Origin of the sequence: Serratia sp. CY76391 (assembly GCF_052166695.1) — a bacterium.
Lineage (GTDB): Bacteria > Pseudomonadota > Gammaproteobacteria > Enterobacterales > Enterobacteriaceae > Serratia > Serratia nematodiphila.
Window position 1 is genome coordinate 15,724 of the sequence record NZ_JBJNOJ010000009.1, and the last position, 22,392, is coordinate 38,115.

A 22,392-nucleotide genomic window follows, 5' to 3' on the forward strand; every position below is an offset into this window, starting at 1 on the left:
TTAACGATCGCCACTAGGTTGGTGAGACGCTGGGGTTTTATCCGCAACAGGTTCGACAGGTACCGGCGCGGTTTCCGCCGGCGCTTTAGCCGGTTGCGCCGCCACTGGCGCGACGGCTTCAGGTTCCGCTGCCGGTTTTGGCGCGGCGGCGGGCGCACTCGCGCGGGTTGCCGCTTCCGCCGGCGTCACGCCGTCGTGCAAGGCTTCCGGATCGGTGATCTGCGGGTTATGAATGGTGTTCGCCAGCTCTTCTTTCTCGCCCTGGTAGGTGCGTTTCAATGATTCCGCCGCGTCTTTCAGCTCATCCATCGACGCCTTCAGTTCCGGCGTCAGGTTCTGCAGGCCGGCCTGTTCCGCTTTTTTCAGGCTGTCCTGCAGCTCCTGCAGCTTCAGCTCCTGAGACAGTTCGTGCTGCACCGAGGCCGCCAGCGAGCGCAGCGCGCGGATCCAGCCCGATACTGTTCTGACCGCGACCGGCAAGCGTTCCGGCCCCAGAACAACCAGGCCGATCACCAGCACCAGCAGCAGCTCACTAAACCCAATGTCAAACACGGTTTATACCTGCTCTTTGTTCTTCGACTCTTCCGGTTTCACTTCCGGCTGCTTATCGGTAATAGGCTTGGCCGAGAAGTCAGCGTCATCCAGGCTGCTTTTCTCAGCCGTGTTGGGGGTCGACGGCGTATCGTCGCCGATCGCCTTCTTGAAGCCCTTGATCGAGGCGCCGAGATCGGAGCCCAGCGTGCGCAGTTTTTTGGTACCGAACAACAGCACCACGATCACTGCGATGATCAACAATTGCGTAATACTAATACCGCCCATTTTAATTACCTCTAATTTTAAAGGGTCTTTTAAAGCCAGCCCGCATTATAGAGCCGACTTTACCAGAGTAACGAATTAAATCAGGTGGTTCGCTTCCAGCCAATCACCCAGCATACGATGCCGGCGGCCATCATCCAGGCGGGAAACACCTCGATTTGCCCCAGCAGCAACAGCGTGCCGCTTACCAACAGTGTAGCGCCAACGCCGAACAAATAACGTGACTGCCCCTGACGAACCCGCTGAGCCTGCATCTGGTTGGTCAGCTTATCAACGCTTTGTTGCAACAGTTTATGCTGCTGCAGGCTGTCGTAAAACAGCTCGGGCAGTTCCGGCAGCTTCTCCGCCCAGAACGGCGCTTTCTCTTTCAGCGCACGCACCACGGCGGGAATGCCGACCTGATCGCGCAGCCAGCTCTCGAGGAACGGCTTGGCGGTGGTCCACAGATCCAGCTGCGGATAGAGCTGACGCCCCAGTCCTTCAACATACAGCAAGGTCTTCTGCAATAACACCAGCTGCGGCTGCACTTCCATATTGAAACGTCGCGCAGTATTGAACAGGTTCAACAGCACGTTGCCGAAGGAAATCTCCGCCAGCGGCTTCTCGAAAATCGGCTCGCACACGGTGCGGATGGCGAATTCGAAGTCTTCCACGTTGGTGTCGCGCGGCACCCATCCGGAGTCGACGTGCAGTTCCGCCACCTTGCGGTAATCGCGGTTGAAGAAGGCGATGAAGTTTTCCGCCAGGTAGCGTTTATCATCCTTGTTCAGCGAACCGACGATGCCGCAGTCGATGCCGATGTAGCAAGGATCTTCCGGATGTTCGTAGCTGACGAAAATATTACCGGGATGCATGTCCGCATGGAAGAAGCTGTCGCGGAAGACCTGGGTAAAGAACACCTGGACGCCGCGTTCCGCCAACAGTTTCATGTTGGTGCCCTGCTGTTCCAGCGTGGCGATGTCCGAGACCGGAATGCCGTAAATGCGCTCCATCACCAATACGCTTTCGCGGCAGTAGTCGGAATAAACTTCCGGTACGTACAGCATTGGGCTGCCGTCGAAATTGCGGCGCAGCTGAATGGCGTTAGCCGCTTCGCGCAGCAGGTTCAATTCGTCCAGCAGAGTTTTCTCGTACTCGCGTACCACTTCGCGCGGGCGCAGACGGCGGCCGTCCGGCAACAGCTTCGGCACCCAGCCTGCCAGCCGGTACATCAAGCGCACGTCGGCCTTGATGATCGGCCCGATATCCGGCCGGATCACCTTCAGCACCACTTCCTGGCCGGTGGTTTTCAACCGCGCGGTATGCACCTGCGCGATCGAGGCAGAGGCCAGCGGCTGCTGATCGAAGTCATCGAACCAGGTCTCCAGCGGGCCGCCCATCGCCAGCTCGATATGCTTACGCGCCAACGCACCATCGAAAGGCGCCACCCGATCCTGCAGCAGCGTCAGCTGATCGGCAATGTGCGGCGGAAACAGATCGCGGCGGGTCGACATCATTTGGCCGAACTTGATCCAGACCGGCCCCAGTTCCTGCAGCGCCAGCCGCAGACGTTCACCCAGCGGCTTGTCCTTGTGCCGATTCGGCATCCAGAACAGCAGCCGGCGGCCAAAGCGCAGCGGCAGCGTCAAACGCATTTTAGGGATCAGCTCATCCAGCCCATAGCTGAGAAAAACGCGGACGATAAAATACAAACGGCGCAGTTCGCCTGGGGTCATCGCTTGCCCTCCAACTTGTCCATGCGGGCAGACAGCGCTTCCGCGCTGCGGGCGAGTGCGTCAACTTCTTCGTTGAACCACACCACTTCCAGCGGCCCCGGCGCCAGGCGCCACTCTTCTGTCAACGCCTCCGCCATCCCCTGCTGCTGGCGCATAAAGCCGGCTTTCAGCAGCGAGGCGCCTTTTCCCAGCGCCTGTGTAATGCCTTGGGCGGCGATATCGCCGATGTAGGGCGCCAGCCACTCCGCCGGATCCCACTCCGCCAGATCGAGCAGGCCAACCAGCTGTTGCACCACCTGAATATCGCCTTCCACCGTCAATTCGCCGCTGCGCATCAGCACCGGCAACTGCTGGCGATCGCGCAGCTTCAGCAAGGAGGGAATGCGGCTACGCACGGTGCAATCGGCGCTGTCTTCAGACTGCCCCAGCACATCCACGCGCAGTTCGCTGAACACCAGCACCAGCGGCGAAGCCAACTCTTCCAGTTCGATGCGCAGCACCTTGCCCACCAGGCGTTGGCGGGCGGCTTTCATGCTGCGATCGCGAAACAGCAGGTTATTCAGCGAGGTTTCCAGCGCACCGGTCAGCAGAGGGGTAAACAGCATCGGCATCTCCCTCTCAGAACTTGAAGCCGCGATGCAGGGCGACAATCCCACCGGTCAGGTTGAAATAGGTGACGTTTTCAAAACCGGCGTTGCTCATCATGCCCTTCAGGGTTTCCTGATCGGGGTGCATGCGGATCGATTCCGCCAAGTAGCGGTAGCTGTCCGGATCTTTCACCACCAGCTCGCCGATCTTCGGCAGCACGTGGAAAGAGTAGGCGTCATAGGCTTTGCTCAGCGGCGCCAGCAGCGGCTTGGAGAATTCCAGCACCAGCAGACGGCCGCCCGGCTTCAGCACGCGGAACATCGAGCGCAGCGCTTTGTCTTTGTCGGTGACGTTACGCAGGCCAAAGGAGATGGTGATGCAATCGAAGTAATTGTCCGGGAACGGCAGCGCTTCGGCGTTGGCCTGCACGTAATTGATGTTGCCGACGATGCCGCGATCGCGCAGCTTCTCGCGCCCCATCTTGAGCATCGAATCGTTGATGTCCGCCAGCACCACCTGCCCCTGCTCGCCCACCATGCGGGAGAACTTGGCGGCCAGGTCGCCGGTACCGCCGGCCAGATCCAGCACGCGCTGCCCGCGGCGCACGCCGCTGCAGTCAATGGTGAAACGCTTCCAGATACGGTGAATACCGAACGACATCAGGTCGTTCATCACGTCATACTTTGCCGCTACCGAATGGAAAACGTCCGCCACCATGGCCTGTTTTTCGTCTCTAGCGACGGTGCGAAAACCGAAATCGGTGGTTTCCTGCGATTGATCTGCCATTGTCCTGCCTGCTATTCAGTCAATTTTGTGTGGATGAGTGTACCAGAAGCCCGGTGAATACCCCACCTCGCCACGGCCTCAGCCGTGCGAAACGAAGCCCGATCCCCCGGCGGTATCGTCATCGTCGTTCGTCTGCGGCAGCGCGGCGACATCATCGTCGTTCGCCTCTTCCGCTTCATCGTGTTGCGCGCCGGCTTGCTGCGCCAGCAGCGGGTTTATCGGCCGTTTGACCTCAACCCCCAACGCGCGGAAACCTTCAATTTGGCCGATAAGATTACCACGGCCTTCGCTCAGTTTGTTCATCGCCTGACGATAACTGCCCTGCGCCTTGTCCAGGCTCTGCCCCAACGCGGACATATCGTCCACGAACAGCCGCATCTTGTCATACAGTTTCGCCGCGCGATCGGCGATGCGCTGGGCGTTCTGGCTCTGATGCTCATAGCGCCACAGGTTGGTGATGGTACGCAGCGCCACCAGCAACGTGGTCGGGCTGACCAGCATAATGTTGTGCTTGAGCGCTTCGCTGATCAGCTCCGGCTCGCGATCGATAGCCAGCAGGAAGGCGGGCTCGACCGGAATGAACATCAGCACATAATCCAGCGAACGCAGCCCCGGCAGCTGCTGATAGTCCTTGCGGCCCAGCATGCGGATGTGGCCGCGCAGCGAGGCGATATGTTCGCTCAGCGCCGCTTCGCGCTCCGCCTCATCCTCGCCGTTGAAATAGCGCTCGTAGGCGATCAGCGACATCTTGGCGTCAATCACGACATCCTTGCCCTGCGGCAGGCGCACGATCACATCGGGCTGCATGCGGCTCTGATGATCTACCCGCACGTTGACCTGCGTTTCATACTCATGCCCTTCGCGCAGGCCGGAGGCCTCCAGCACCCGGCTCAGCACCACCTCGCCCCAGTTGCCCTGCGTTTTGTTGTCGCCTTTCAGCGCCTTGGTGAGGTTGATCGCCTCGCGCGCCATCTGCGCGTTCAACTGCTGCAGATTGCGTATCTCGTGCGTCAGCGTATGGCGCTCCCGCGCTTCCTGGCCAAAGCTGTCCTGCACCTGACGGCGGAAACCGTCCAGCTGTTCGCGCAGCGGCAGCAGTAACCGATCCAAACTTTGCTTATTTTGCTCGTCCACCTTGCGGCCGCTGTGTTCAAAAATGCGGTTGGCGAGGTTTTCAAACTGGGTGGTGAGGCGCTGTTCGCTGTTGATCAGCAGACGCTGCTTCTCCTCCGCCGCCATGCGCGTCTCTTCCAGACGGATGGTGACTTCGCGCAGCTCGGCCTCCTGCGCGCTGTTCACCTCGCGCTGGGCGCGCAGCTCTTGGTTGAGCAGCTCGCATTCGTTGCGCCAATGGTTGAGCTGTTGCAGTTTTTCATGCCCGGCCGCCAGCTGGCTGTGCAGATTGCGCAGCTCCAGCTCGCTCTGGCGCGACTGCTGTTCGTGACGCAGCAGGGCCTCCTGCCGCACGGCCGTCTCCTGCTGCGCCTGCTGCAACGCTTGCTCCAGCAACCGCAGTTCGGTTTCATGTTGCGCGTTCGTCTGCTGCACTCGCAGACTGGCGATCAGCCACCCCAACAGCATGCCGATCGCGACGCCGCCAATCCCATAAATCAGACTGGTATCCACCCTGCCTCCTGTTGCACCTTGCCGTTCCGGCGTTTCGCACGCCCATTGCCCGTCACGTTAAGGGGAGGCTGTATGGATGTCCAGCCTGATTTTGCCCGCCGCGCACAATATTGCGCTGCGCTGCGCAATTTAGCGAGAAATCAGCCCAGCCACTGGCTGAGCCACTTGATGCCGAACGCCCCCGGCGCCAGAATGCCGAACGCCCAGATCATCGCCGACGTGACGTTGGCCAGTTGGAAATAGCGCTGCGGCATGCCGCAAATGCCGCCCACCAACGGCACCACGGCGCGCAGCGGGCCGAAGAAGCGGCCGATGAAAATGCCCAGCACGCCCCAGCGTTCAAAGAAGGCGTGGCCGCGCGCCAGCAGCTGCGGATTGCGCGACAGCGGCCACATATGGGCCACGCGATCCTGATAGTGATAGCCGATCCAGTAAGAGAGCCAGTCGCCGAAAAACGCCCCGGCGGCGGCGGCGGCCCAAATCGGCCAAAAGGCGATGCCGCTTTCGCCGATCAGCGCGCCCAGCGCCAGCAGGATCACCGTGGCCGGCAGCAGCAGCGACAAAAACGCCAGCGACTCGCCGAACGCCAGGAAGAAGATGATGGGAATGGCCCAGCCTTCGTGCTGACGCACGACGTCGCTGACCCAGTTGATAACGTCATTGAGGCTCAATACGGGGCTCCTGATACGCGATGGTTCGCCGCCTAGGATAAGCCGGGGCGAGTTAAACCCCGGTTAAACACGCGGCGATTTACTCGAGGTAGAACGCCTGCAGCGCTTCGCGCTGGGCCGCGCCCAGACCGTATTCCGCTTCCAGCCAGCGGTCGGTGGAGCCGTATTGTTGGCGGATGCAGCCCAGCGCCGTCATCAGGAACTCCTCGCGCGCGCTGAGCACGTAGGCGAATTGCTCCAGCGCCGCCGCATTCAGCTTGATAGAGAGCTGATCCAGCATCTGCTCGCGGAAAGTGGCCAGCGTGGTTTCAGTCAGCAGATAGTCTTCCAGCACCGTCGCTTCGTCGGCACCCAGCGCGAACAGCACCAGCGCCGAGCCGACCCCGGTGCGATCCTTGCCGACCGCGCAGTGCTGCACGATTGCGCCGCCGCCGGGATTGCTCAGCAGCTGCGCCAACCGCTGATAGGCTGCATTGCCGAACGGCAGGCGGCGATACAGTTCCAGCATGAACGCGCGGGCGTCGAAAGCGGCCAACGTTTCGTTGGTGAGCTTCTCCAGGTTGGCGTTGACTTCGCTGCTCAGCGGGTTGGCCGGCACGTGATGATAGTCGGCGCCATTCCACAGAATATCCGGTTTGGCCTGCACTTCGTCGGCATCGCGGTAGTCCAGCACCGAACGCACCGGCACGCCGGCGAGAAAGGCGCAGTCGTTTTCCGTCAGCCGCTCGAGGGAACCGGAGCGAAACAGCAGGCCGCGCTTGATGCGGCGCCCGTCGGCCACGCCGTTGCCGCCGAAGTCACGGAAGTTAATGCCGCCGTCGAGCGGCGCAAGCGAAGGATGAAGCAGGATCTGGGCGGTCATAAACGTCCTCATTGTTTTTGTTCTGACAACGCGCGGCGGCCATCGGCGCAGCGCTGAGGAGTATCACCGTAACAGATTAGTCGCGAATGGAAAAACGGGCCGCGTCGGCGGCCCGTTCAGTCCGTTGACAAAGGAGGAAAAAGCGTGGTTTTTCCTCCTTTGTGGTTATCAGCCGAAAATCAATAAATTGATTTTCCCTGTTTGTTATCCGCTGCTTTCTGCAAACCGGGCAATGGCATGAGGTTTGTCATCAATCTCAACGGACCGCGTCGGCGGCCCGTTGAGGGAAGGCGATTACAGCAGACGGCGGGCGGCGTCCACCACGATCTGCACCGCTTTGCTTTCGGTGTTTTTCATGGTCTCGGCGTTCGGGATCTCTTGCTGGGTGCGGTTAACGATCACCCCAGCCACCATGCCGGCACGCAGCCCCTGGCTGGCGCACATGGTCAGCAGCGTGGCGGACTCCATTTCATAGTTCATCACGCCCATCGCCTGCCACTCTTCCATCGAGCCTTTAAAACGGCTAACCACGCGGCCGGAGTAGGTGTCGTAACGTTCCTGGCCCGGGTAAAAGGTATCGGAAGAGGCGGTTACGCCAATGTGGGTGGTCGCGCCGCTGGCTTTGGCCGCTTCCACCAGCGCGGTGGTGCAGGCGAAGTCCGCAACCGCCGGGAACTCCATCGGCGCAAAGTGCAGGCTGGCGCCGTCGAGGCGTACCGCCGCCGTAGTCACCAGTACGTCACCGACGTTGATATTGGCCTGAATGGCGCCGGTGGTGCCGATGCGCAGGAAAGTGCGAATACCCAGCTGCGCCAGCTCTTCCACCGCGATAGAGGTAGACGGGCCGCCAATACCGGTGGAGCAGACGATCACCGCCTTGCCGTCCAGCTCTGCGCGCCAGGTGGTGAATTCACGATGGGAGGCCAGATGCACCGGATTTTCCATCAGCTTGGCAATCTTCTCTACGCGCTGCGGATCGCCCGGCACGATGGCAAGCTGGGCCCCTTGTAAATCGTTCTTGGTGAGGCCGAGATGAAAAACGTCAGACTGAGACATACGAGACTCCTCTATGGATCATGTTTATTGGGAGGAACAAAAAAGCACTCTACTGAAAATCGCCGCTTAATTTCGTGACGACAGTCACTATGAAAAGAGAAACAAATTACATGCTACATATTTTTTGTGATTTTTATCACAAAAAAGCACTATTACTATAAGGCATCCAGAATGCACCGCTAAACCTCAGTCTAGCCGACAAACCTTGCAGCTCCCTGCCCGTTGGTTGCCGGCTGAAACTATTTAGCTCATCAATCCGAAATAACTCCATCTTATCGGTTGCTTAGGGGCAAAAAAGCCCTCTAACGCACCTTATGGCACTTACGCGGGCCAAAACGCGTAATAACATGATAAAAAGCGCTTAAAAATGCCGCAAAGCCAGATAATTAGCCGTTTTTTATCGACTTGTCCGAAAGTGCGCCACGCAGCGCCAATAATGGGTAATCTTTCCTATAGTTAATCTCAGCGCTTTTTTCTATTGCACGGAGACCGCAATGAAAACCGAACATGTGATGACATTAGAACAGGCTCAGGGGGGATTCGCCCCGGCCGCCGCGCCGTTGGCCGCCTCCGCGATTATCACCGATGAACAGGGCATTCATGCCGGGCAAACGACCATCCCTTCTCAGGGCGACGCGTTGCCGGCCTACGTCGCCAAACCCGCCGATCAGAGCGGCCCCTTCCCCATCGTGCTGGTGGTGCAAGAAATCTTCGGCGTCCATGAGCACATTCAGGATCTGTGCCGTCGCCTGGCCAAGCAGGGCTATCTGGCGATCGCGCCCGAGCTCTATTTCCGCCAGGGCGATGCCAACGACTACAGCGATATCGGCGAGCTGTTCCAGCAGTTGGTGACCAGGGTGCCGGATCGTCAGGTGCTGTCGGATCTGGATCACGCCGCGCACTGGGCTATCCGCCACGGCGGCGACGCCGGCAAGCTGGCGATCACCGGCTTCTGCTGGGGCGGCCGCATTACCTGGCTGTACGCGGCGCACAATCCGCAGTTGAAGGCGGCGGTCGCCTGGTACGGCAAACTGGTCGGCGAGAAAACGCTGAATTCACCGAAGCATCCGGTCGATGTCGCCACCCACCTGTCGGCGCCGGTACTGGGGCTGTATGGCGGGCAGGACAGCGGCATTCCGCTGGAGACGGTGGAAACCATGCGCCAGGCGATCCGCGCCGCCAACGCCGAGGCCGAAATCGTGGTGTACCCCGAGGTCGGGCATGCGTTCAACGCCGATTATCGTCCCAGCTACAACGCCGAAGCGGCGGAGGACGGCTGGCAACGCATGCTGGCGTGGTTCGCCCAGCACGGCGTCAAGTAACCTCCCCCGCATAAAAAAGGGCGCCGAAGCGCCCAATCATCACACCAGTCAATCTGTAAGCGGCGGAGCTCATCCGCCGCACGGCATCACGCGTGCTCACGCAGGCGCTGCGCCGCCAATACCATGTTGGCCAGCGACTGCCGGGTTTCCGGCCAGCCGCGGGTTTTCAGGCCGCAGTCCGGGTTAACCCACAGGCGTTCCGCCGGGATGTTCTGCGCCGCTTTACGCAGCAGCGCTTCGATCCATTCCACGCTCGGCACGTTCGGCGAGTGGATATCGTAGACGCCCGGCCCGATTTCGTTCGGGTATTCGAACTCTTTGAAGGCTTCCAGCAGATCCATATCGGAACGCGAGGTCTCGATGGTGATCACGTCAGCGTCCAGCGCGGCGATGGAGTCCATGATGTCGTTGAACTCGCAGTAACACATGTGGGTGTGGATCTGGGTGTCGTCCCGCGCCACGGCGGCGTTCAATTTGAAGGCGTCCACCGCCCAGTTCAGGTAGGCGGCCCAGTCGGATTGACGCAGCGGCAGCCCCTCGCGCAGCGCAGGTTCGTCGATCTGAATGATGCCGATGCCGGCTTTTTCCAGATCTTCCACCTCGTCGCGCAGCGCCAGCGCAATCTGCTTGGCAATCACTTCACGGGTCACGTCTTCACGCGGGAACGACCAGCACAGGATGGTCACCGGCCCGGTCAACATGCCTTTTACCGGCTTGTCGGTCAGCGACTGGGCGAATTTGGCCCATTCGACGGTGATGGCTTCCGGGCGGCTGACGTCACCGATGATCACCGGCGGCTTCACGCAGCGGGAACCGTAGCTCTGCACCCAGCCGTTCTGGGTAAACACGAAACCGTCGAGGTTCTCGCCGAAATATTCCACCATGTCGTTGCGCTCGGCTTCACCGTGTACCAGCACGTCCAGCCCGAGGCGCTCCTGTTCGACGATCGCCTGTTTGATGTGCTCTCCAATGCTGGTGCGGTAGTTGTTGCCGTCCAAACGGCCCTGTTTGAAGTCCAGACGCAGGCCGCGGATCTCGGTGGTCTGGGGGAACGAACCGATGGTGGTGGTCGGCCAGGCCGGCAGGTTGAAACGCTCGCGCTGCGCCCTGGCGCGCTCGGCGTAAGCGCTGTGGCGTTCGCTGTCCTGTGCGGTGATCGCGGCCAGGCGGCGCTCAACCTGTGGGTTATGCACACGGCTCGACTGACGGCGGGCGCGGATCGGTGCGCTGTAGGCGTCCAGTTCGGCTTGCTTCGCCGCGTCAGGCGCGTTCAGCGCCGCAGCCAGCAGCGCTAACTCGGCGCATTTTTGCAGCGCGAAGGCGAACCAGCTCTTCACTTCTTCATCCAGACGGCTTTCCACGCTCAGATCGATCGGGCTGTGCAGCAGTGAACAGGAGGAGCCAATCCACAACGGGCGGCTGCCCACCAGCGGTTGCAGCCGTTCGAACCAGCGGCTCAGATCGGCACGCCAAACGTTGCGGCCGTTGATCACGCCCAGCGACAGCAGCCAGTCTTGCGGCAATGCGGCGCTCAGCGCGGCGATATCGTCGTGACCGGCGACCAGATCGACGTGCAGCCCCTGCACCGGCAGCGTACGAACCGTATCGAGGTTGTGGCCGACGCTGTCGAAATAGGTGGTCAACAGCAGTTTAACCTGCCCCTGCAGCGCGTCATATGCCGGTTTGAAGGCGTCCAACCAGGCTTGCGGCAGCTCCAGCACCAGCGCAGGCTCGTCAATTTGCACCCACTCGACGCCGCGTTTCGCCAGCTCGGCCAGCACCTGTTGGTAAACCGGCAGGATATCTTTCAACAGCGACAGGCGATCGAACGGCTCGCCCTTCACTTTACCCAGCCACAGATAGGTCACCGGGCCCAGCAGCACCGGTTTGATGCGGTGACCAAGCGCCAGCGCTTCGTCCACTTCATCCAGCAGTTGGGTCCAACCCAGCTTGAACTGCTGGCCTTGTTGGAACTCGGGCACCATGTAGTGGTAGTTGGTGTTGAACCATTTGGTCATTTCCGCCGCGGCCGCCGGCTCGCCGGTCGGTGCGCGGCCACGGCCGATGCGGAACAGCGTGTCCAGATCGATCGAGCCATCCGCATTCTGATGACGCGCCGGCACGTTGCCCAGCAGCAGGCTGGTGGTCAACACATGATCGTACCAGGCGAAATCGCCGACCGGCACCAAATCCACCCCGGCCTGCTGTTGCTGTTGCCAATGGCGAGCGCGCAGCTCGCGGCCAACCGCCAACAGTTCTTCCTGCGTTGAGTTGCCGGCCCAGTAGCTTTCCTGAGCTTTTTTCAGCTCACGTCGTAGCCCAACGCGAGGAAAACCCAGTGTGTGATTCAAAATTGCCATCGTCATATTCCCCATTTAGCCGTCCAGATGTTTACACATCCATAATCAGCAGGTACTGTATTAACCACAAGCGCAATTTATTCACTGTCAATGTGAAGGACTCTCATGATCGAACTGAAACATTTACGGACGCTGCAGGCCCTGCGCAGCAGCGGTTCGCTGGCGGGGGCGGCGGCCCAACTTCATCAGACGCAGTCTGCCCTGTCGCACCAGTTCAGCGATCTTGAGCAACGTCTGGGCTTCAAGCTGTTCGTGCGCAAGAGCCAACCGCTGCGCTTCACCGCCCAGGGCGAGATCTTGCTGCAGCTGGCGGAGCAGGTGCTGCCGCAAATCTCACAGGCGCTGCAGGCCTGCCACGAGCCGCACCAGACCACGCTGCGCATCGCCATCGAATGCCACAGCTGCATTCAGTGGCTGACGCCGGCGCTGGACAATTTCCGCCGGCGTTTCCCACAGGTGGTGATGGACTTCACTTCCGGCGTGACTTTCGATCCGCAGCCGGCCCTGCAACAGGGCGAGCTGGATCTGGTGATGACGTCGGATATTCTGCCGCGCAGCGGCCTGCACTATTCGCCGATGTTCGATTTTGAGGTGCGTCTGGTGCTGGCGCCGGATCATCCGCTGGCCGGCAAGCCGCACATCGAGCCGGCAGACTTGAGCGATGAAACGCTGTTGATTTATCCGGTGCAGCGCCAGCGGCTGGATATCTGGCGGCATTTCCTGCAGCCGGCGGGCGTCAACCCGGCATTGAAGAACGTCGATAACACGCTGCTGCTGATCCAGATGGTATCGGCGCGGATGGGGATTGCGGCGCTGCCGCATTGGGTGGTGGAGAGTTTCGAACGGCAGGGGCTGGTGGTGACCAAAACCCTGGGTGACGGCCTGTGGAGCCGCCTGTACGCCGCCGTGCGCGACGGCGAACAGCGCCAGGCGGTGACCGAAGCCTTTATCCGCTCGGCCCGCCAGCACGCCTGCGATCATCTACCGTTCGTGCGCGACGCGGCACGCCCCGGCGCGACCGGCGCCAAAGCGTTGGCGGCCGGCGTATAAACTGCCGGCCCCCGTTTAGCCGAGCTGTTTCGGCGCCACCCAGCGGCGGTGCACCCACAGCGAAGCGACGATCACCGCCCCGCCGAGGATAAAGCTCGGCCAGTGTGGCTGCTGCTGCCAGATAGCCAGGTTGACCAACAAGCCGGCCGGCACATGCATGTTGTTCATGATGCCGAGCGTGCCGGCATCCACCTGCGTCGCGCCGTAGTTCCACATGAAATAGCCCAGCCCAGACGCCACCACGCCCAGCCAGATCAGCACGCCCCACTGCAGGTTGGTCGTCGGCAGCTGCTGCGGATTGCCCCACAGGAACCAGGCCACCACCGCCACCGCCGCCGCCCCCAGGTAGAACCAGGAAAAAGCGGTGTGCTGCGGCAAGGGGTGCACTTCCATCAGGCGCTTATAGCCGACCATGCCGATGGCGAAGCTGATGTTCGCCGCCTGCACTAAAAGCAGCCCCCACCAGAAGTGTTCGCTTAGTTGGTGATAGCGAATGATCGCCGCGCCCAGCACCGCCAGCAGCGCGCTGAACACATAGCCCCAGCGTAAACGTCGGCCGCTCAGTAAGTCGTAGATCAGCGTGATGTACAGTGGCGTCAACACGGTGAACAGCAGGAATTCGGGTACCGTCAGGTAGAGATAGGCGCGGAAGCTGAACAGATACATGATGCCCAGCTGGAAGGCGCCCACCAGCATATACAGCAGGATCACCCTGGGCTTGATATTGCGCCAACGCAGGAACGGCAGGAACACCAGCGCCGCCAGCCCGATGCGCACCAGCGCCGAAAACCCGCTGTCGACCTGACCCGCCAAATACTCGCCGATCAGGCTGAAAGAAAACGCCCACAGAATGGTGGTTATAACCAAAAGCAGCACGATGGGTTCACCCTAAAAAGACCGAAAGGGCGATTGTAACGGAAGATGGGCACCGCGTTGGCGAAAAGGCGGTTTACATTTGAACAAAATACAAACTACCAGCAAAATTTCACCGCTGGGTTAGGCTTAATAAAAAAGCGAGGTAACCATCATGAAAACGTCTCACATCCTGTTCACTCTGCTGTTGCTGCCCGGCCTGGCTGCAGCGGCCAACGGCGTAACCGATCTGCGTTCACAGCAGCAGCTTCTCAACCAAAACAGCCAACAGGCGCAGCAACAGCGCTTGTTGAACAACCGGCAGATGGATCAACGCCGCCTGCAACAGCAGCGCCAGTTCGACAATCAACGGCAACAGCTGTTGCAAACCACGCCGAACGGCGGCCAGCTGCTGCCTAACGGTAACCAGCCGCGCGATCCGTTCAACCGCACCGCGCCGGCGGTGCCGCGGGCCCCGCTGCCGGCTACGCCCGCACGCCCATAACGGTGAGGATCAGCGGCGTGGTGATCGCCGCCAGCACGGTGGACATCACCAGGCTGGTGGCGGCCGGGCCGGTGAGCGTATTGAACTGGCGCGACATCAGGTAGACATTCACCCCCACCGCCATTGAGCCCAACAGCACCACCACGCGGGTCTCCATCGGCGGCAGATCCATCATCCAGGCCAGCAGCCAAATCACCAACGGCTGCACCAGCAGCTTCAGCACGCAGATGGCGCTGCTCAGCTGCCAGCCTTCGCTGATGCGGTACTCGGCGAGCCCCATGCCGAGCACCACCAGCGACAGCGGCGCCGCCACCTGGCCGAGCATGCTGACCGGCCGATCGACGAAGTCCGGCAGCGGCAAGCCGGTCAGGCTAAACAGCGTGCCGGACAAAATGCCGACGATCAGCGGGTTGGTCAGCACGCTGCGCGCGGTTTTAGCAAAGCCCCCCAGCGTCGGCGAGCCGTTGCGCGCCCATTCGATCGACACCGTGACCAGCGTCCACAGGATCAGGCCGTTGAACACCAGCACCAGCGCCACCGACGGGATCGCCGCCTGCCCCAGCATCACGCTGGCGATCGGTAAACCGAGCATCACGTTATTGGAGAAAATACCGCCCAGCGCAAACACCGATCCGGCGACGCCATCCAGCCGGAAGAGGTGCCGGGCAACCAGGCGGCCGAGCACGAACACGATCAGGCAACTGCCGAAGAACGCGATCAACAACCGGGCATCGACCGCCGGGCGCTGCGAGAAGTCGCACATCATGCGAAACAGCATGGCGGGCAAGGCGAGGGAAAACACAAAGCGCGTCAGGCCATCGGTGATGCTGGAAGGCCATTTCCCCCAGCGAATCAGCCCATAACCCAACGCGATCAGGACGAACAGCGGTAATGACAGCACCATCTGGTGCCACAGTGACAGGATAAAGCCAGGCATCGCATTCCTTCCGGTGGTGCGGCGGCAAGGCTTGTCGTCGCAGGATTCATCGGCGCCGGATTAGAACTCCGGGCCAATCAAATCTATCCGGTCGGTGCAAATGCAGTCAACGCCCCAGTCGAGCAGCAGGCGCGCGCGATCCGGCTGGTTAACGGTATACACCAGAATGCGCAGCCCGGCGTCTTTCAACGCTGTCACCCGTTCGGCAGTCAGCGCCTTGTGGTCAATATGCAGCGAGACGCAGTCCAGGCGTTCCGTCAGCTCGCGCCAGTTGTCGTCCCAGTCCTCCAGCAGCAAGCCGCGCGGCAAATCCGGCACGGTGCGCTGCGCCGCCGCCAGCGCTTCCACCGAGAAGGAGGAGAGCAGCGGGTCGGTCTGCCCTTGCCACAGCAGCCGCGCCGCCAACGCCACCACCCGGCCGGTTTCGTCGTCGCTGCCGGTGGTCGGTTTGATCTCGATATTGGCCATCAGGCCGTGTTCCCGGCAGCGTTCCGCCACCTCCGACAGCAGCGGCAGCCGCTCGCCCTTGAAGGCCGAGCTGTACCAGTTGCCGGCGTCCAACTGCACCAGCTTATCCCACGGCAGCTCGCCCGCCACGCCCCAGCCGTTGCTGGTGCGATCCAGCGTATCATCATGCAGCAGGAAAATTTGCCCGTCCTGCGCCAGCTTGGCGTCGAACTCGATCATCTTGTGGCCGTGGCGCGCGCCGACGTCGATCGCCGCCAGGGTGTTTTCCGGCGCCAGAGAACCGCCGCCGCGGTGGGCGACAATATGAGGGTAAGGCCAGGGTCTCGTCATCAATCCATCCGTAATCCGCTGTGGGTGTCAAAGAAGTGCAGCGCCTGAGCAGGCAGCTGCAAATATAGCGTACTGCCCGCCGCCGGCAAGGTTTCATGCGACAGCCGCGCGATCACCCCGTGACCGCCCCACTGGCCGTGCGCCAGATTGTCGGCCCCCAGCAGTTCCAGCGTCTGCAGCTGCAGCGGCACGCCCTGGCTTTGCGCCACCCGCTGAATATGCTCCGGCCGAATGCCCAGCGTCAACTGCCGCCCCGCCCACTGCGGCTTGGCCGCCGGCAACGGCAGCGCCATGCCGTCCGCCAGCAGCAGCTGGCCGCCGTCGGCGCTCAGGGTGCCGGGCAGCAGGTTCATCGCCGGCGAGCCGATAAAGCCGGCGACGAACAGCGAAGCCGGCCGCTGATATACCTCGCTCGGGGTGCCGATCTGCTCCGCCACGCCCTTGTTCATCACGATCACCCGCTGCGCCAGCGTCATCGCCTCCACCTGATCGTGGGTCACGTACAGGCTGGTGGTTTTCAGGCGTCGGTGCAGCTGTTGCAGCTCCAGGCGCATCTGCACCCGCAGTTTGGCGTCCAGGTTGGACAGCGGCTCGTCGAACAGGAATACCGCCGGTTCGCGCACGATGGCGCGCCCCATCGCCACGCGCTGGCGCTGGCCGCCGGATAGCTCGCGCGGTTTGCGCTTGAGCAGCGGCTCCAGCTCCAGAATGCGCGCCGCCTCTTCCACCCGCTGGCGGATATGATCCTTGCCGAAACCGCGGATCTTGAGGCCGTAGGCCATGTTGTCGTACACGCTCATGTGCGGATAGAGCGCGTAGTTCTGGAACACCATCGCGATGCCGCGATCCTTGGGCTCCAGATCGGTCACGCGCCGGGTATCGATATAAATATCGCCGCTGGTGGTGTGTTCCAGCCCGGCCACCATGCGCAGCAGCGTGGACTTGCCGCAGCCGGACGGGCCGACCATCACGATGAATTCGCCGTCCGCCACATCGAGATCGATCTGTTTGATCACCGGCGTTTTACCGTCGTAAGACTTGGTGACCGCCTGTAGTTTTAATCCTGCCATCGTCGTTATTTCTCGCTATCAACCAGACCGCGCACAAACCAGCGCTGCATCAGAAGCACCACCGCCAGCGGTGGCAATAAAGTCAGAATCATCGCCGCCATCACCTGGTTCCACTGGGTCGGCGCGCCAGAAGTGGAGATCATGCTCTTGATGCCCGCCACCGCGGTGCCCATCGAGGCGTCGCTGGTGATCAGGATCGGCCACAGGTATTGGTTCCAACCGTAGATAAAGGTGATGACGAACAGCGCCGCCAGATTGGTTTTCGACAGCGGCAGCACGATGTCCCAGAAGAAACGCATCGGCCCGGCGCCGTCGATGCGCGCCGCCTCCAGCAGCTCATCCGGCAACGTCATGAAGAACTGGCGCAGCAGGAAGGTGGCGGTGGCCGAGGCCATCAGCGGCAGCGTCAGGCCGGTATAGCTGTCCAGCAGGTTGAGGTTGGAGATAACCTCCACCGTCGGGAAAATGCGCACCTCCACCGGCAACATCAGGGTGAGGAAAATCAGCCAGAAGAACAGGCTGCGCAGCGGGAAACGGAAATATACGATGGCGTAAGCCGACAGCACCGACACCGCGATCTTGCCGCAGGTGATCGCCAGCGCCATGATCACGCTGTTCAGCAGCAGCAACGAGAACGGCACTTTGAGGTTGCCCACGCCGCCCTGCCAGATATTGCGGATGTTCTCCCACAGGTGGCCGCTGGGCACCAGCGTCATCGGCACCTGAAACACCTGTTTGTCGTCCAGCGTGGCGGCGACAAAGGCCACATACAGCGGGAACAGCACCACCAGCACGCCGATAATCAGCATCACATGGCTGAAGATGTCCAGCCCGCGTCGATTCTCAATCATTGGTAGCGCACCTTACGTTCAACGAAGCGGAACTGGATCACCGTCAGGCCGATCACCAGCAACATCAGGATCACCGACTGCGCGGCGGAGCTGGAGAGATCCAACCCGGCGAAGCCTTCGCGGTAGATCTTGTAGATCAACGTGGTGGTGGACTGCACCGGCCCGCCCCCGGTGGCGGCGTCGATCACCGGGAAGGTATCGAAGAAGGCGTACACCAGATTGACCACCAGCAGGAAGAAGCTCACCGGCGCGATCAGCGGTAGCACCAGATGGAAGAAGCGGCGTACCGGGCCGGCGCCGTCGATGGCCGCCGCCTCCACCAGCGAACGCGGGATCGACTGCAGCGCCGCGAGGAAAAACAGGAAGTTATAGCTTATCTGCTGCCATACCGAGGCCAGCACCACCAGGAACATCGCCTGGCCGCTGTTTTGCGCATGGTTCCAGTTATAGCCCAGCCCATTGAGGAAGTGGGTGATCAACCCGAGACCGGGGTTGAACAGAAAGATCCACAGCACCGCCGCCACCGCCGGCGCTACCGCGTAGGGCAGGATCATCAGCGTGCGATAGAGGCGGCTGCCGCGCAGCACGTAGTCCACCAGCGCAGCGAAGAACAGCGAGACCGCCAGCCCGATGCCCGCCACCAGGAAGCTGAAGATCAGCGTGGTGTAGAACGAGTCGAGGTAGTAAGGATCCTGGAACAGCTGCTTAAAGTTATCCAGCCCGACAAACTGGCTGGACAGGCCGAACGGATCGAGACTCTGCACCGAATACCACAGCGCCTCGCCGGCGGGCCATAAAAAGAAGACGGCGGTAATCAGCAGCTGCGGCAGCACCAATGCATAGGGCAACCAGCTGCAGCCGAAACCGGGACGGGAAGATGACATAGCAGTTAAACCATTAATCGGGCACGGAAGGATCGGCGTGAAGACGCGAGCCCGGTCCGCCGGGCCCGCGACGCAGGGTTATTTGGTTGATGCTTCGAAGCGACGCAGCAGTACGTCACCGCGCTGCACGGCTGCGTCCAACGCCTGCTGAGGCGTTTTCTTGCCGGTCCACACGCCTTCCAGCTCCTCATCCACCACGCTGCGGATCTGCGGCATGTTGCCCAGGCGCAGGCCCTTGGTGAACGGCAACGGCGGCTTGTTCAGCATCTGGCGAGTGGCGACGTCGGCGCCCGGGTTCTTGTCATAGAAGCCCTGCTGCTTGGTCAGGTCGTAAGCCGCGGTGGTGATCGGCAGATAGCCGGTCTTCTGGTGCCATTCGGCGGCGATTTCCGGCTGCGCCAGGTACTGCAGGAATTCGGCCACGCCCTTGTAGGTGGCGGCGTCTTTGCCGTTCATCACCCACAGGCTGGCCCCGCCAATGATGGCGTTCTGCGGCGCGTTTTTCGCGTCAGCGTCGTACGGCATCATGCCGACGCCGTAGTTGAATTTGGCGTAGTGCTTGATGTCCGCCAGCGAACCGGAAGAGGCGGTGGTGATGGCGCAATCGCCGTTGTAGAACTTCTCGGTGGATTCGTCTTTGCGGCCGAAGTAGGTGAAATCACCCTTCTTGTTCATCGCTTCGAGCAGCGCGATATGCTTGACCTGCAGCGGTTGGTTGAACTCCAGCTTGGCACTGGTGCCGCCGAAGCCGTTGTTTTCACTGGCGAACGGCACGCCGTGCCAGGCGCTGAAGTTCTCCAGTTGGATCCAACCCTGCCAGCCGCTGGCGTAACCGCACTTCATGCCGGCTTCGCGCAGCTTGGCGGTATCCGCCGCCAGCTCCTGCCAGGTTTTCGGCGGCTGATCCGGGTTCAGACCGGCCTTCTTGAAGGCGTCTTTGTTGTAGTACAGCACCGGCGTGGAGCTGTTGAACGGCTGCGACAGCAGATGTCCGCTCTTGTTGTCGGTGTAATAGCCGGCCACCGTCGGCACGAACACCGATTCGTCGAAGTTGATGCCGGCCTCTTTAAACACTTCGTAGACCGGCTTGATGGCTTTGCTGGCCATCATGGTGGCGGTGCCCACCTCGTAAACCTGCAGGATCGCCGGCGCCTTGCCGGAGCGGTAAGCGGCGATACCCGCCGCCAGGCTCTGTTCGTAGTTGCCTTTATAAACCGGCACAATCTTGACGTCGCTGTGCGACTGGTTAAAGCGATCCGCCAGAGAGTCCACTTCCTTACCCAGTTCGCCTTCCATCGAATGCCAGAACGGGATTTCTGTCGCCGCCAGCGCCTGGGCGCTGACCGCCAGGGTCAATGCGACGCACAGCGTGGTTTTGCGAATAGCGTAGGTGAGCATGCCTAACTCCTGAAAAAGCTGGTGTAAAAGCGCGTGAGCGAAAAGAATCAATTCTTAATGAGGGAGTGCCCCTATAGCTTTCGAGTTGCAGCTAGGCGGCAACCTGCTGGCTCCCTGGAGCTTAGCTAACTAAGTGACAGGGGGGCAGCCGGGCAGCCAACAACGCTGCGGCTCGAAAGATGACGGGGGATAACATGCCATGCGCGGATGACAGAAAAATAACCGTTACATGACAGCCACATGACGACAAGGTGAAGTGAAGATGGCGGTTTGATGTCGGCGGCGGGCATCGGCTCCGCCGCCGCGAGGCTTACAGCGAACGGCGCAGGCGCGCGACCGCTTCTTGCATCTGCTGCTCGGTGGCGGTGGCGAACGACAGGCGGAAGGTCGAACGATCCGGGTTGTCGGAGAAGAAGTATTCCCCCGGCACGAACACCACGCCCTGCTGCAGCGTGGTGTTCAGCCATTCGGTGGCGTTGAACGGCTGGCGGAAACGCGCCCACAGAAACATGCCGCCCTTCGGTTTATCGAAGGTGATGTAGTCGCCCAGCTCCTGCTCCACCAAACCGGCCAGGATCTCGCCCTTCTGTTTGTAGGCGGCGCGGATCTTGTCGATCTGAGCCGGCAGGCGATCCAGGCCGAGATAGCATTCGACGATGCTCTGCGACAGGGCGCTGGCGTGCAGATCCGCCGCCTGTTTGATGATCGCCACTTTATGCAGCAGGAACGGCGGCAGGATCGCCCAGCCCAGGCGCAGGCCCGGCGCCAGGATCTTGGAGAAGGTCGAGGTATAGATGATGTGGTCGGTGTTGCCCAGCACCCGCTGCGACACCTGATGCAGCGTCGGGTGGCGCTCTTCGGTGAAACGCAGCTCGCCGTACGGATCGTCTTCGATGATCAGGAAGTTATGTTCGACGGCCAACTTCACCAGCAGTTCGCGGCGCGCGGCGCTGAGGGTGATGCCGCTCGGGTTGCCGAAGTTCGGCACCACGTACACGCCCTTGATACGCTGGGTTTTCAGCAGCTCGGCCAGCTCTTCCACCACCATGCCGTCGCTGTCGGACGAGACCGACATGATGTTGGCTTCCGCCAGTTCCAGCGTTTGCAGCGCCGCCAGGTAGGTCGGGCGCTCCACCACGAACACGTCGCCCGGGTTGACGATGGCGCGCATCACCAAATCCAGTGCCTGCTGAGAACCGGCGGTGACCATCACCTCTTCCGCGCGAGCGGTGACGCCGCGCTCGGCGCACAGCGCGCAAATGCGCTCACGCAGCAGCGGGCTGCCCTCGGTCAGGCCATACTGGAACGCGCTTTTCGGCTGTTCGGTGATCGCCTGCTGGGTGGCAATGCTCAATCCTTCGAAATCGAACAGCGCATCAGAGGGGATGCCGCCCGCCAGCGAAATGACGTGTTCCATCTTGCTGTGCTTAAGCAATTCACGGATGGCCGAACTTTTTACGTTAACGATGCGCTGCGCGAGTAACCCTTCTGTCTTCATTTCTTCTTCTCGTACCTGATTATTTTAATTCGTAGGGGGGCGGATTAACCGCCCAGATACGCCGACCTCACTGCTTCGTTGGCTAACAATGCAGCCCCCGTATCTTCCAACACCACGCGGCCGTTTTCCAGCACATAACCGCGGTCCGCCAATTTCAGCGCCTGATTGGCGTTTTGCTCCACCAGGAAGATGGTCATGCCCTCTTCCCGCAGTTGCTGAATGATGTCGAAAATCTGCTGGATGATGATGGGCGCCAGCCCAAGCGAAGGTTCGTCGAGCAGCAGCAGCTTCGGCTGGCTCATCAGCGCGCGGCCGATGGCCAGCATTTGCTGTTCGCCGCCGGACATGGTACCGGCGCGCTGGCTTCGGCGCTCCAGCAGGCGCGGGAACAGCGTGAACACCCGTTCGATGCGCTGTTGATACTGCTGGCGATCGGCGAAGAAGCCGCCCATCGCCAGGTTTTCTTCCACCGTCATGCGCGAGAAGACGCGCCGCCCTTCCGGTACGATCGCCACCGCTTCACGCATGATGCGCGAGGTTTGCCACTGGGTGATGTCCTGGCCCTGAAAGACGATGCTGCCTTCGCTGGCGCGCGGTTCGCCGCACAGGGTGCCGAGCAGCGTGGTTTTACCGGCGCCGTTGGCGCCGATTAACGTCACGATTTCGCCCTGACTTATCGTGAGACTGACCTGATGCAGCGCCTGAATTTTGCCGTAATGGGCGGATACCTGATTGAATGACAACATA

22 protein-coding genes are annotated in these 22,392 nt (G+C 61.2%); 3 read left to right on the forward strand and 19 right to left on the reverse strand.

Annotated features, from left to right (window positions below):
- The 9 genes from tatB to udp all read right to left on the reverse strand — a co-directional run bounded on the left by tatB (position 1) and on the right by udp (position 8,120).
- A complete protein-coding gene (gene tatB / locus ACJ8PN_RS17220; RefSeq protein WP_049276958.1) occupies positions 1–552 on the reverse strand; it encodes a Sec-independent protein translocase protein TatB in 552 nt (183 codons plus the stop codon).
- A 3-nt stretch (positions 553–555) separates the two neighbouring features.
- A complete protein-coding gene (gene tatA / locus ACJ8PN_RS17225) occupies positions 556–819 on the reverse strand; it encodes a Sec-independent protein translocase subunit TatA (RefSeq protein WP_004934452.1) in 264 nt (87 codons plus the stop codon).
- An 80-nt stretch (positions 820–899) separates the two neighbouring features.
- Positions 900–2,531, reverse strand: coding sequence for a ubiquinone biosynthesis regulatory protein kinase UbiB (gene ubiB, locus ACJ8PN_RS17230; protein WP_004934451.1), 1,632 nt, complete (start codon positions 2,529–2,531; stop codon positions 900–902).
- A complete protein-coding gene (gene ubiJ / locus ACJ8PN_RS17235) occupies positions 2,528–3,136 on the reverse strand; it encodes a ubiquinone biosynthesis protein UbiJ (RefSeq protein ID WP_351107947.1) in 609 nt (202 codons plus the stop codon). Before ubiJ ends, ubiB begins: the two co-directional genes overlap by 4 nt.
- 13 nt (positions 3,137–3,149) lie before the next feature.
- The gene (gene ubiE / locus ACJ8PN_RS17240) at positions 3,150–3,905 is read right to left on the reverse strand and encodes a bifunctional demethylmenaquinone methyltransferase/2-methoxy-6-polyprenyl-1,4-benzoquinol methylase UbiE (protein WP_171453175.1); all 756 of its coding nucleotides are present in this window, start codon (positions 3,903–3,905) and stop codon (positions 3,150–3,152) included.
- Between the two features lie 78 nt (positions 3,906–3,983).
- A complete protein-coding gene (rmuC, locus tag ACJ8PN_RS17245) occupies positions 3,984–5,531 on the reverse strand; it encodes a DNA recombination protein RmuC (protein WP_351107952.1) in 1,548 nt (515 codons plus the stop codon).
- Between the two features lie 140 nt (positions 5,532–5,671).
- On the reverse strand, positions 5,672–6,202 hold the full coding sequence (locus ACJ8PN_RS17250) for a DedA family protein (RefSeq protein WP_004934438.1): 531 nt from the start codon (positions 6,200–6,202) through the stop codon (positions 5,672–5,674).
- A gap of 79 nt (positions 6,203–6,281) precedes the next feature.
- Complete coding sequence (locus tag ACJ8PN_RS17255) at positions 6,282–7,064, reverse strand: tyrosine-protein phosphatase (RefSeq protein ID WP_004934435.1); 783 nt, start codon at positions 7,062–7,064, stop codon at positions 6,282–6,284.
- Positions 7,065–7,358: 294 nt separating this feature from the next.
- The gene (gene udp, locus ACJ8PN_RS17260; RefSeq protein ID WP_004934432.1) at positions 7,359–8,120 is read right to left on the reverse strand and encodes a uridine phosphorylase; all 762 of its coding nucleotides are present in this window, start codon (positions 8,118–8,120) and stop codon (positions 7,359–7,361) included.
- Positions 8,121–8,614: 494 nt separating this feature from the next.
- Between udp and ACJ8PN_RS17265 the strand changes: the two genes are divergently transcribed.
- Positions 8,615–9,442 carry a dienelactone hydrolase family protein gene (locus tag ACJ8PN_RS17265; protein ID WP_171453172.1) on the forward strand — a complete coding sequence of 276 codons (828 nt, stop codon included), beginning with the start codon at positions 8,615–8,617 and terminating at the stop codon, positions 9,440–9,442.
- Between the two features lie 86 nt (positions 9,443–9,528).
- On the opposite strand, the gene metE is transcribed toward ACJ8PN_RS17265, so the two are convergent.
- Positions 9,529–11,817 carry a 5-methyltetrahydropteroyltriglutamate--homocysteine S-methyltransferase gene (gene metE / locus ACJ8PN_RS17270; RefSeq protein WP_351107956.1) on the reverse strand — a complete coding sequence of 763 codons (2,289 nt, stop codon included), beginning with the start codon at positions 11,815–11,817 and terminating at the stop codon, positions 9,529–9,531.
- Positions 11,818–11,907: 90 nt separating this feature from the next.
- Between metE and metR the strand changes: the two genes are divergently transcribed.
- The gene (gene metR, locus ACJ8PN_RS17275; RefSeq protein WP_171453170.1) at positions 11,908–12,852 is read left to right on the forward strand and encodes an HTH-type transcriptional regulator MetR; all 945 of its coding nucleotides are present in this window, start codon (positions 11,908–11,910) and stop codon (positions 12,850–12,852) included.
- A gap of 15 nt (positions 12,853–12,867) precedes the next feature.
- Here the strand turns inward: metR and ACJ8PN_RS17280 are convergent, their stop codons facing one another.
- Complete coding sequence (locus ACJ8PN_RS17280; protein ID WP_042783467.1) at positions 12,868–13,728, reverse strand: carboxylate/amino acid/amine transporter; 861 nt, start codon at positions 13,726–13,728, stop codon at positions 12,868–12,870.
- A gap of 151 nt (positions 13,729–13,879) precedes the next feature.
- On the opposite strand from ACJ8PN_RS17280, the gene ACJ8PN_RS17285 reads away from it, so the two are divergent.
- Positions 13,880–14,209, forward strand: coding sequence for a hypothetical protein (locus ACJ8PN_RS17285; RefSeq protein ID WP_440484743.1), 330 nt, complete (start codon positions 13,880–13,882; stop codon positions 14,207–14,209).
- On the opposite strand, the gene ACJ8PN_RS17290 is transcribed toward ACJ8PN_RS17285, so the two are convergent.
- The 8 genes from ACJ8PN_RS17290 to livF form a co-directional block, all read right to left on the reverse strand.
- A complete protein-coding gene (locus tag ACJ8PN_RS17290; RefSeq protein WP_033631513.1) occupies positions 14,190–15,146 on the reverse strand; it encodes an AEC family transporter in 957 nt (318 codons plus the stop codon). The two genes, ACJ8PN_RS17285 and ACJ8PN_RS17290, sit on opposite strands and share 20 nt — an antisense overlap.
- Before the next feature lie 60 nt (positions 15,147–15,206).
- Positions 15,207–15,944, reverse strand: coding sequence for a glycerophosphodiester phosphodiesterase (ugpQ, locus tag ACJ8PN_RS17295; protein ID WP_049186115.1), 738 nt, complete (start codon positions 15,942–15,944; stop codon positions 15,207–15,209).
- Positions 15,944–17,014, reverse strand: a complete 1,071-nt coding sequence (locus tag ACJ8PN_RS17300; protein WP_442535115.1) for a sn-glycerol-3-phosphate import ATP-binding protein UgpC — start codon at positions 17,012–17,014, stop codon at positions 15,944–15,946. Before ACJ8PN_RS17300 ends, ugpQ begins: the two co-directional genes overlap by 1 nt.
- A 5-nt stretch (positions 17,015–17,019) precedes the next feature.
- A complete protein-coding gene (gene ugpE / locus ACJ8PN_RS17305) occupies positions 17,020–17,865 on the reverse strand; it encodes a sn-glycerol-3-phosphate ABC transporter permease UgpE (RefSeq protein WP_442535116.1) in 846 nt (281 codons plus the stop codon).
- The gene (gene ugpA / locus ACJ8PN_RS17310) at positions 17,862–18,749 is read right to left on the reverse strand and encodes a sn-glycerol-3-phosphate ABC transporter permease UgpA (RefSeq protein WP_015376293.1); all 888 of its coding nucleotides are present in this window, start codon (positions 18,747–18,749) and stop codon (positions 17,862–17,864) included. Before ugpA ends, ugpE begins: the two co-directional genes overlap by 4 nt.
- A 78-nt stretch (positions 18,750–18,827) precedes the next feature.
- Positions 18,828–20,147: a sn-glycerol-3-phosphate ABC transporter substrate-binding protein UgpB gene (gene ugpB / locus ACJ8PN_RS17315; RefSeq protein ID WP_004934396.1), complete on the reverse strand. Its 1,320-nt coding sequence runs from the start codon at positions 20,145–20,147 to the stop codon at positions 18,828–18,830.
- Between the two features lie 310 nt (positions 20,148–20,457).
- Positions 20,458–21,645: an aminotransferase-like domain-containing protein gene (locus ACJ8PN_RS17320; protein ID WP_351107966.1), complete on the reverse strand. Its 1,188-nt coding sequence runs from the start codon at positions 21,643–21,645 to the stop codon at positions 20,458–20,460.
- A 44-nt stretch (positions 21,646–21,689) separates the two neighbouring features.
- A complete protein-coding gene (gene livF, locus ACJ8PN_RS17325) occupies positions 21,690–22,391 on the reverse strand; it encodes a high-affinity branched-chain amino acid ABC transporter ATP-binding protein LivF (protein WP_004934391.1) in 702 nt (233 codons plus the stop codon).
- Position 22,392 lies beyond the last annotated feature (1 nt).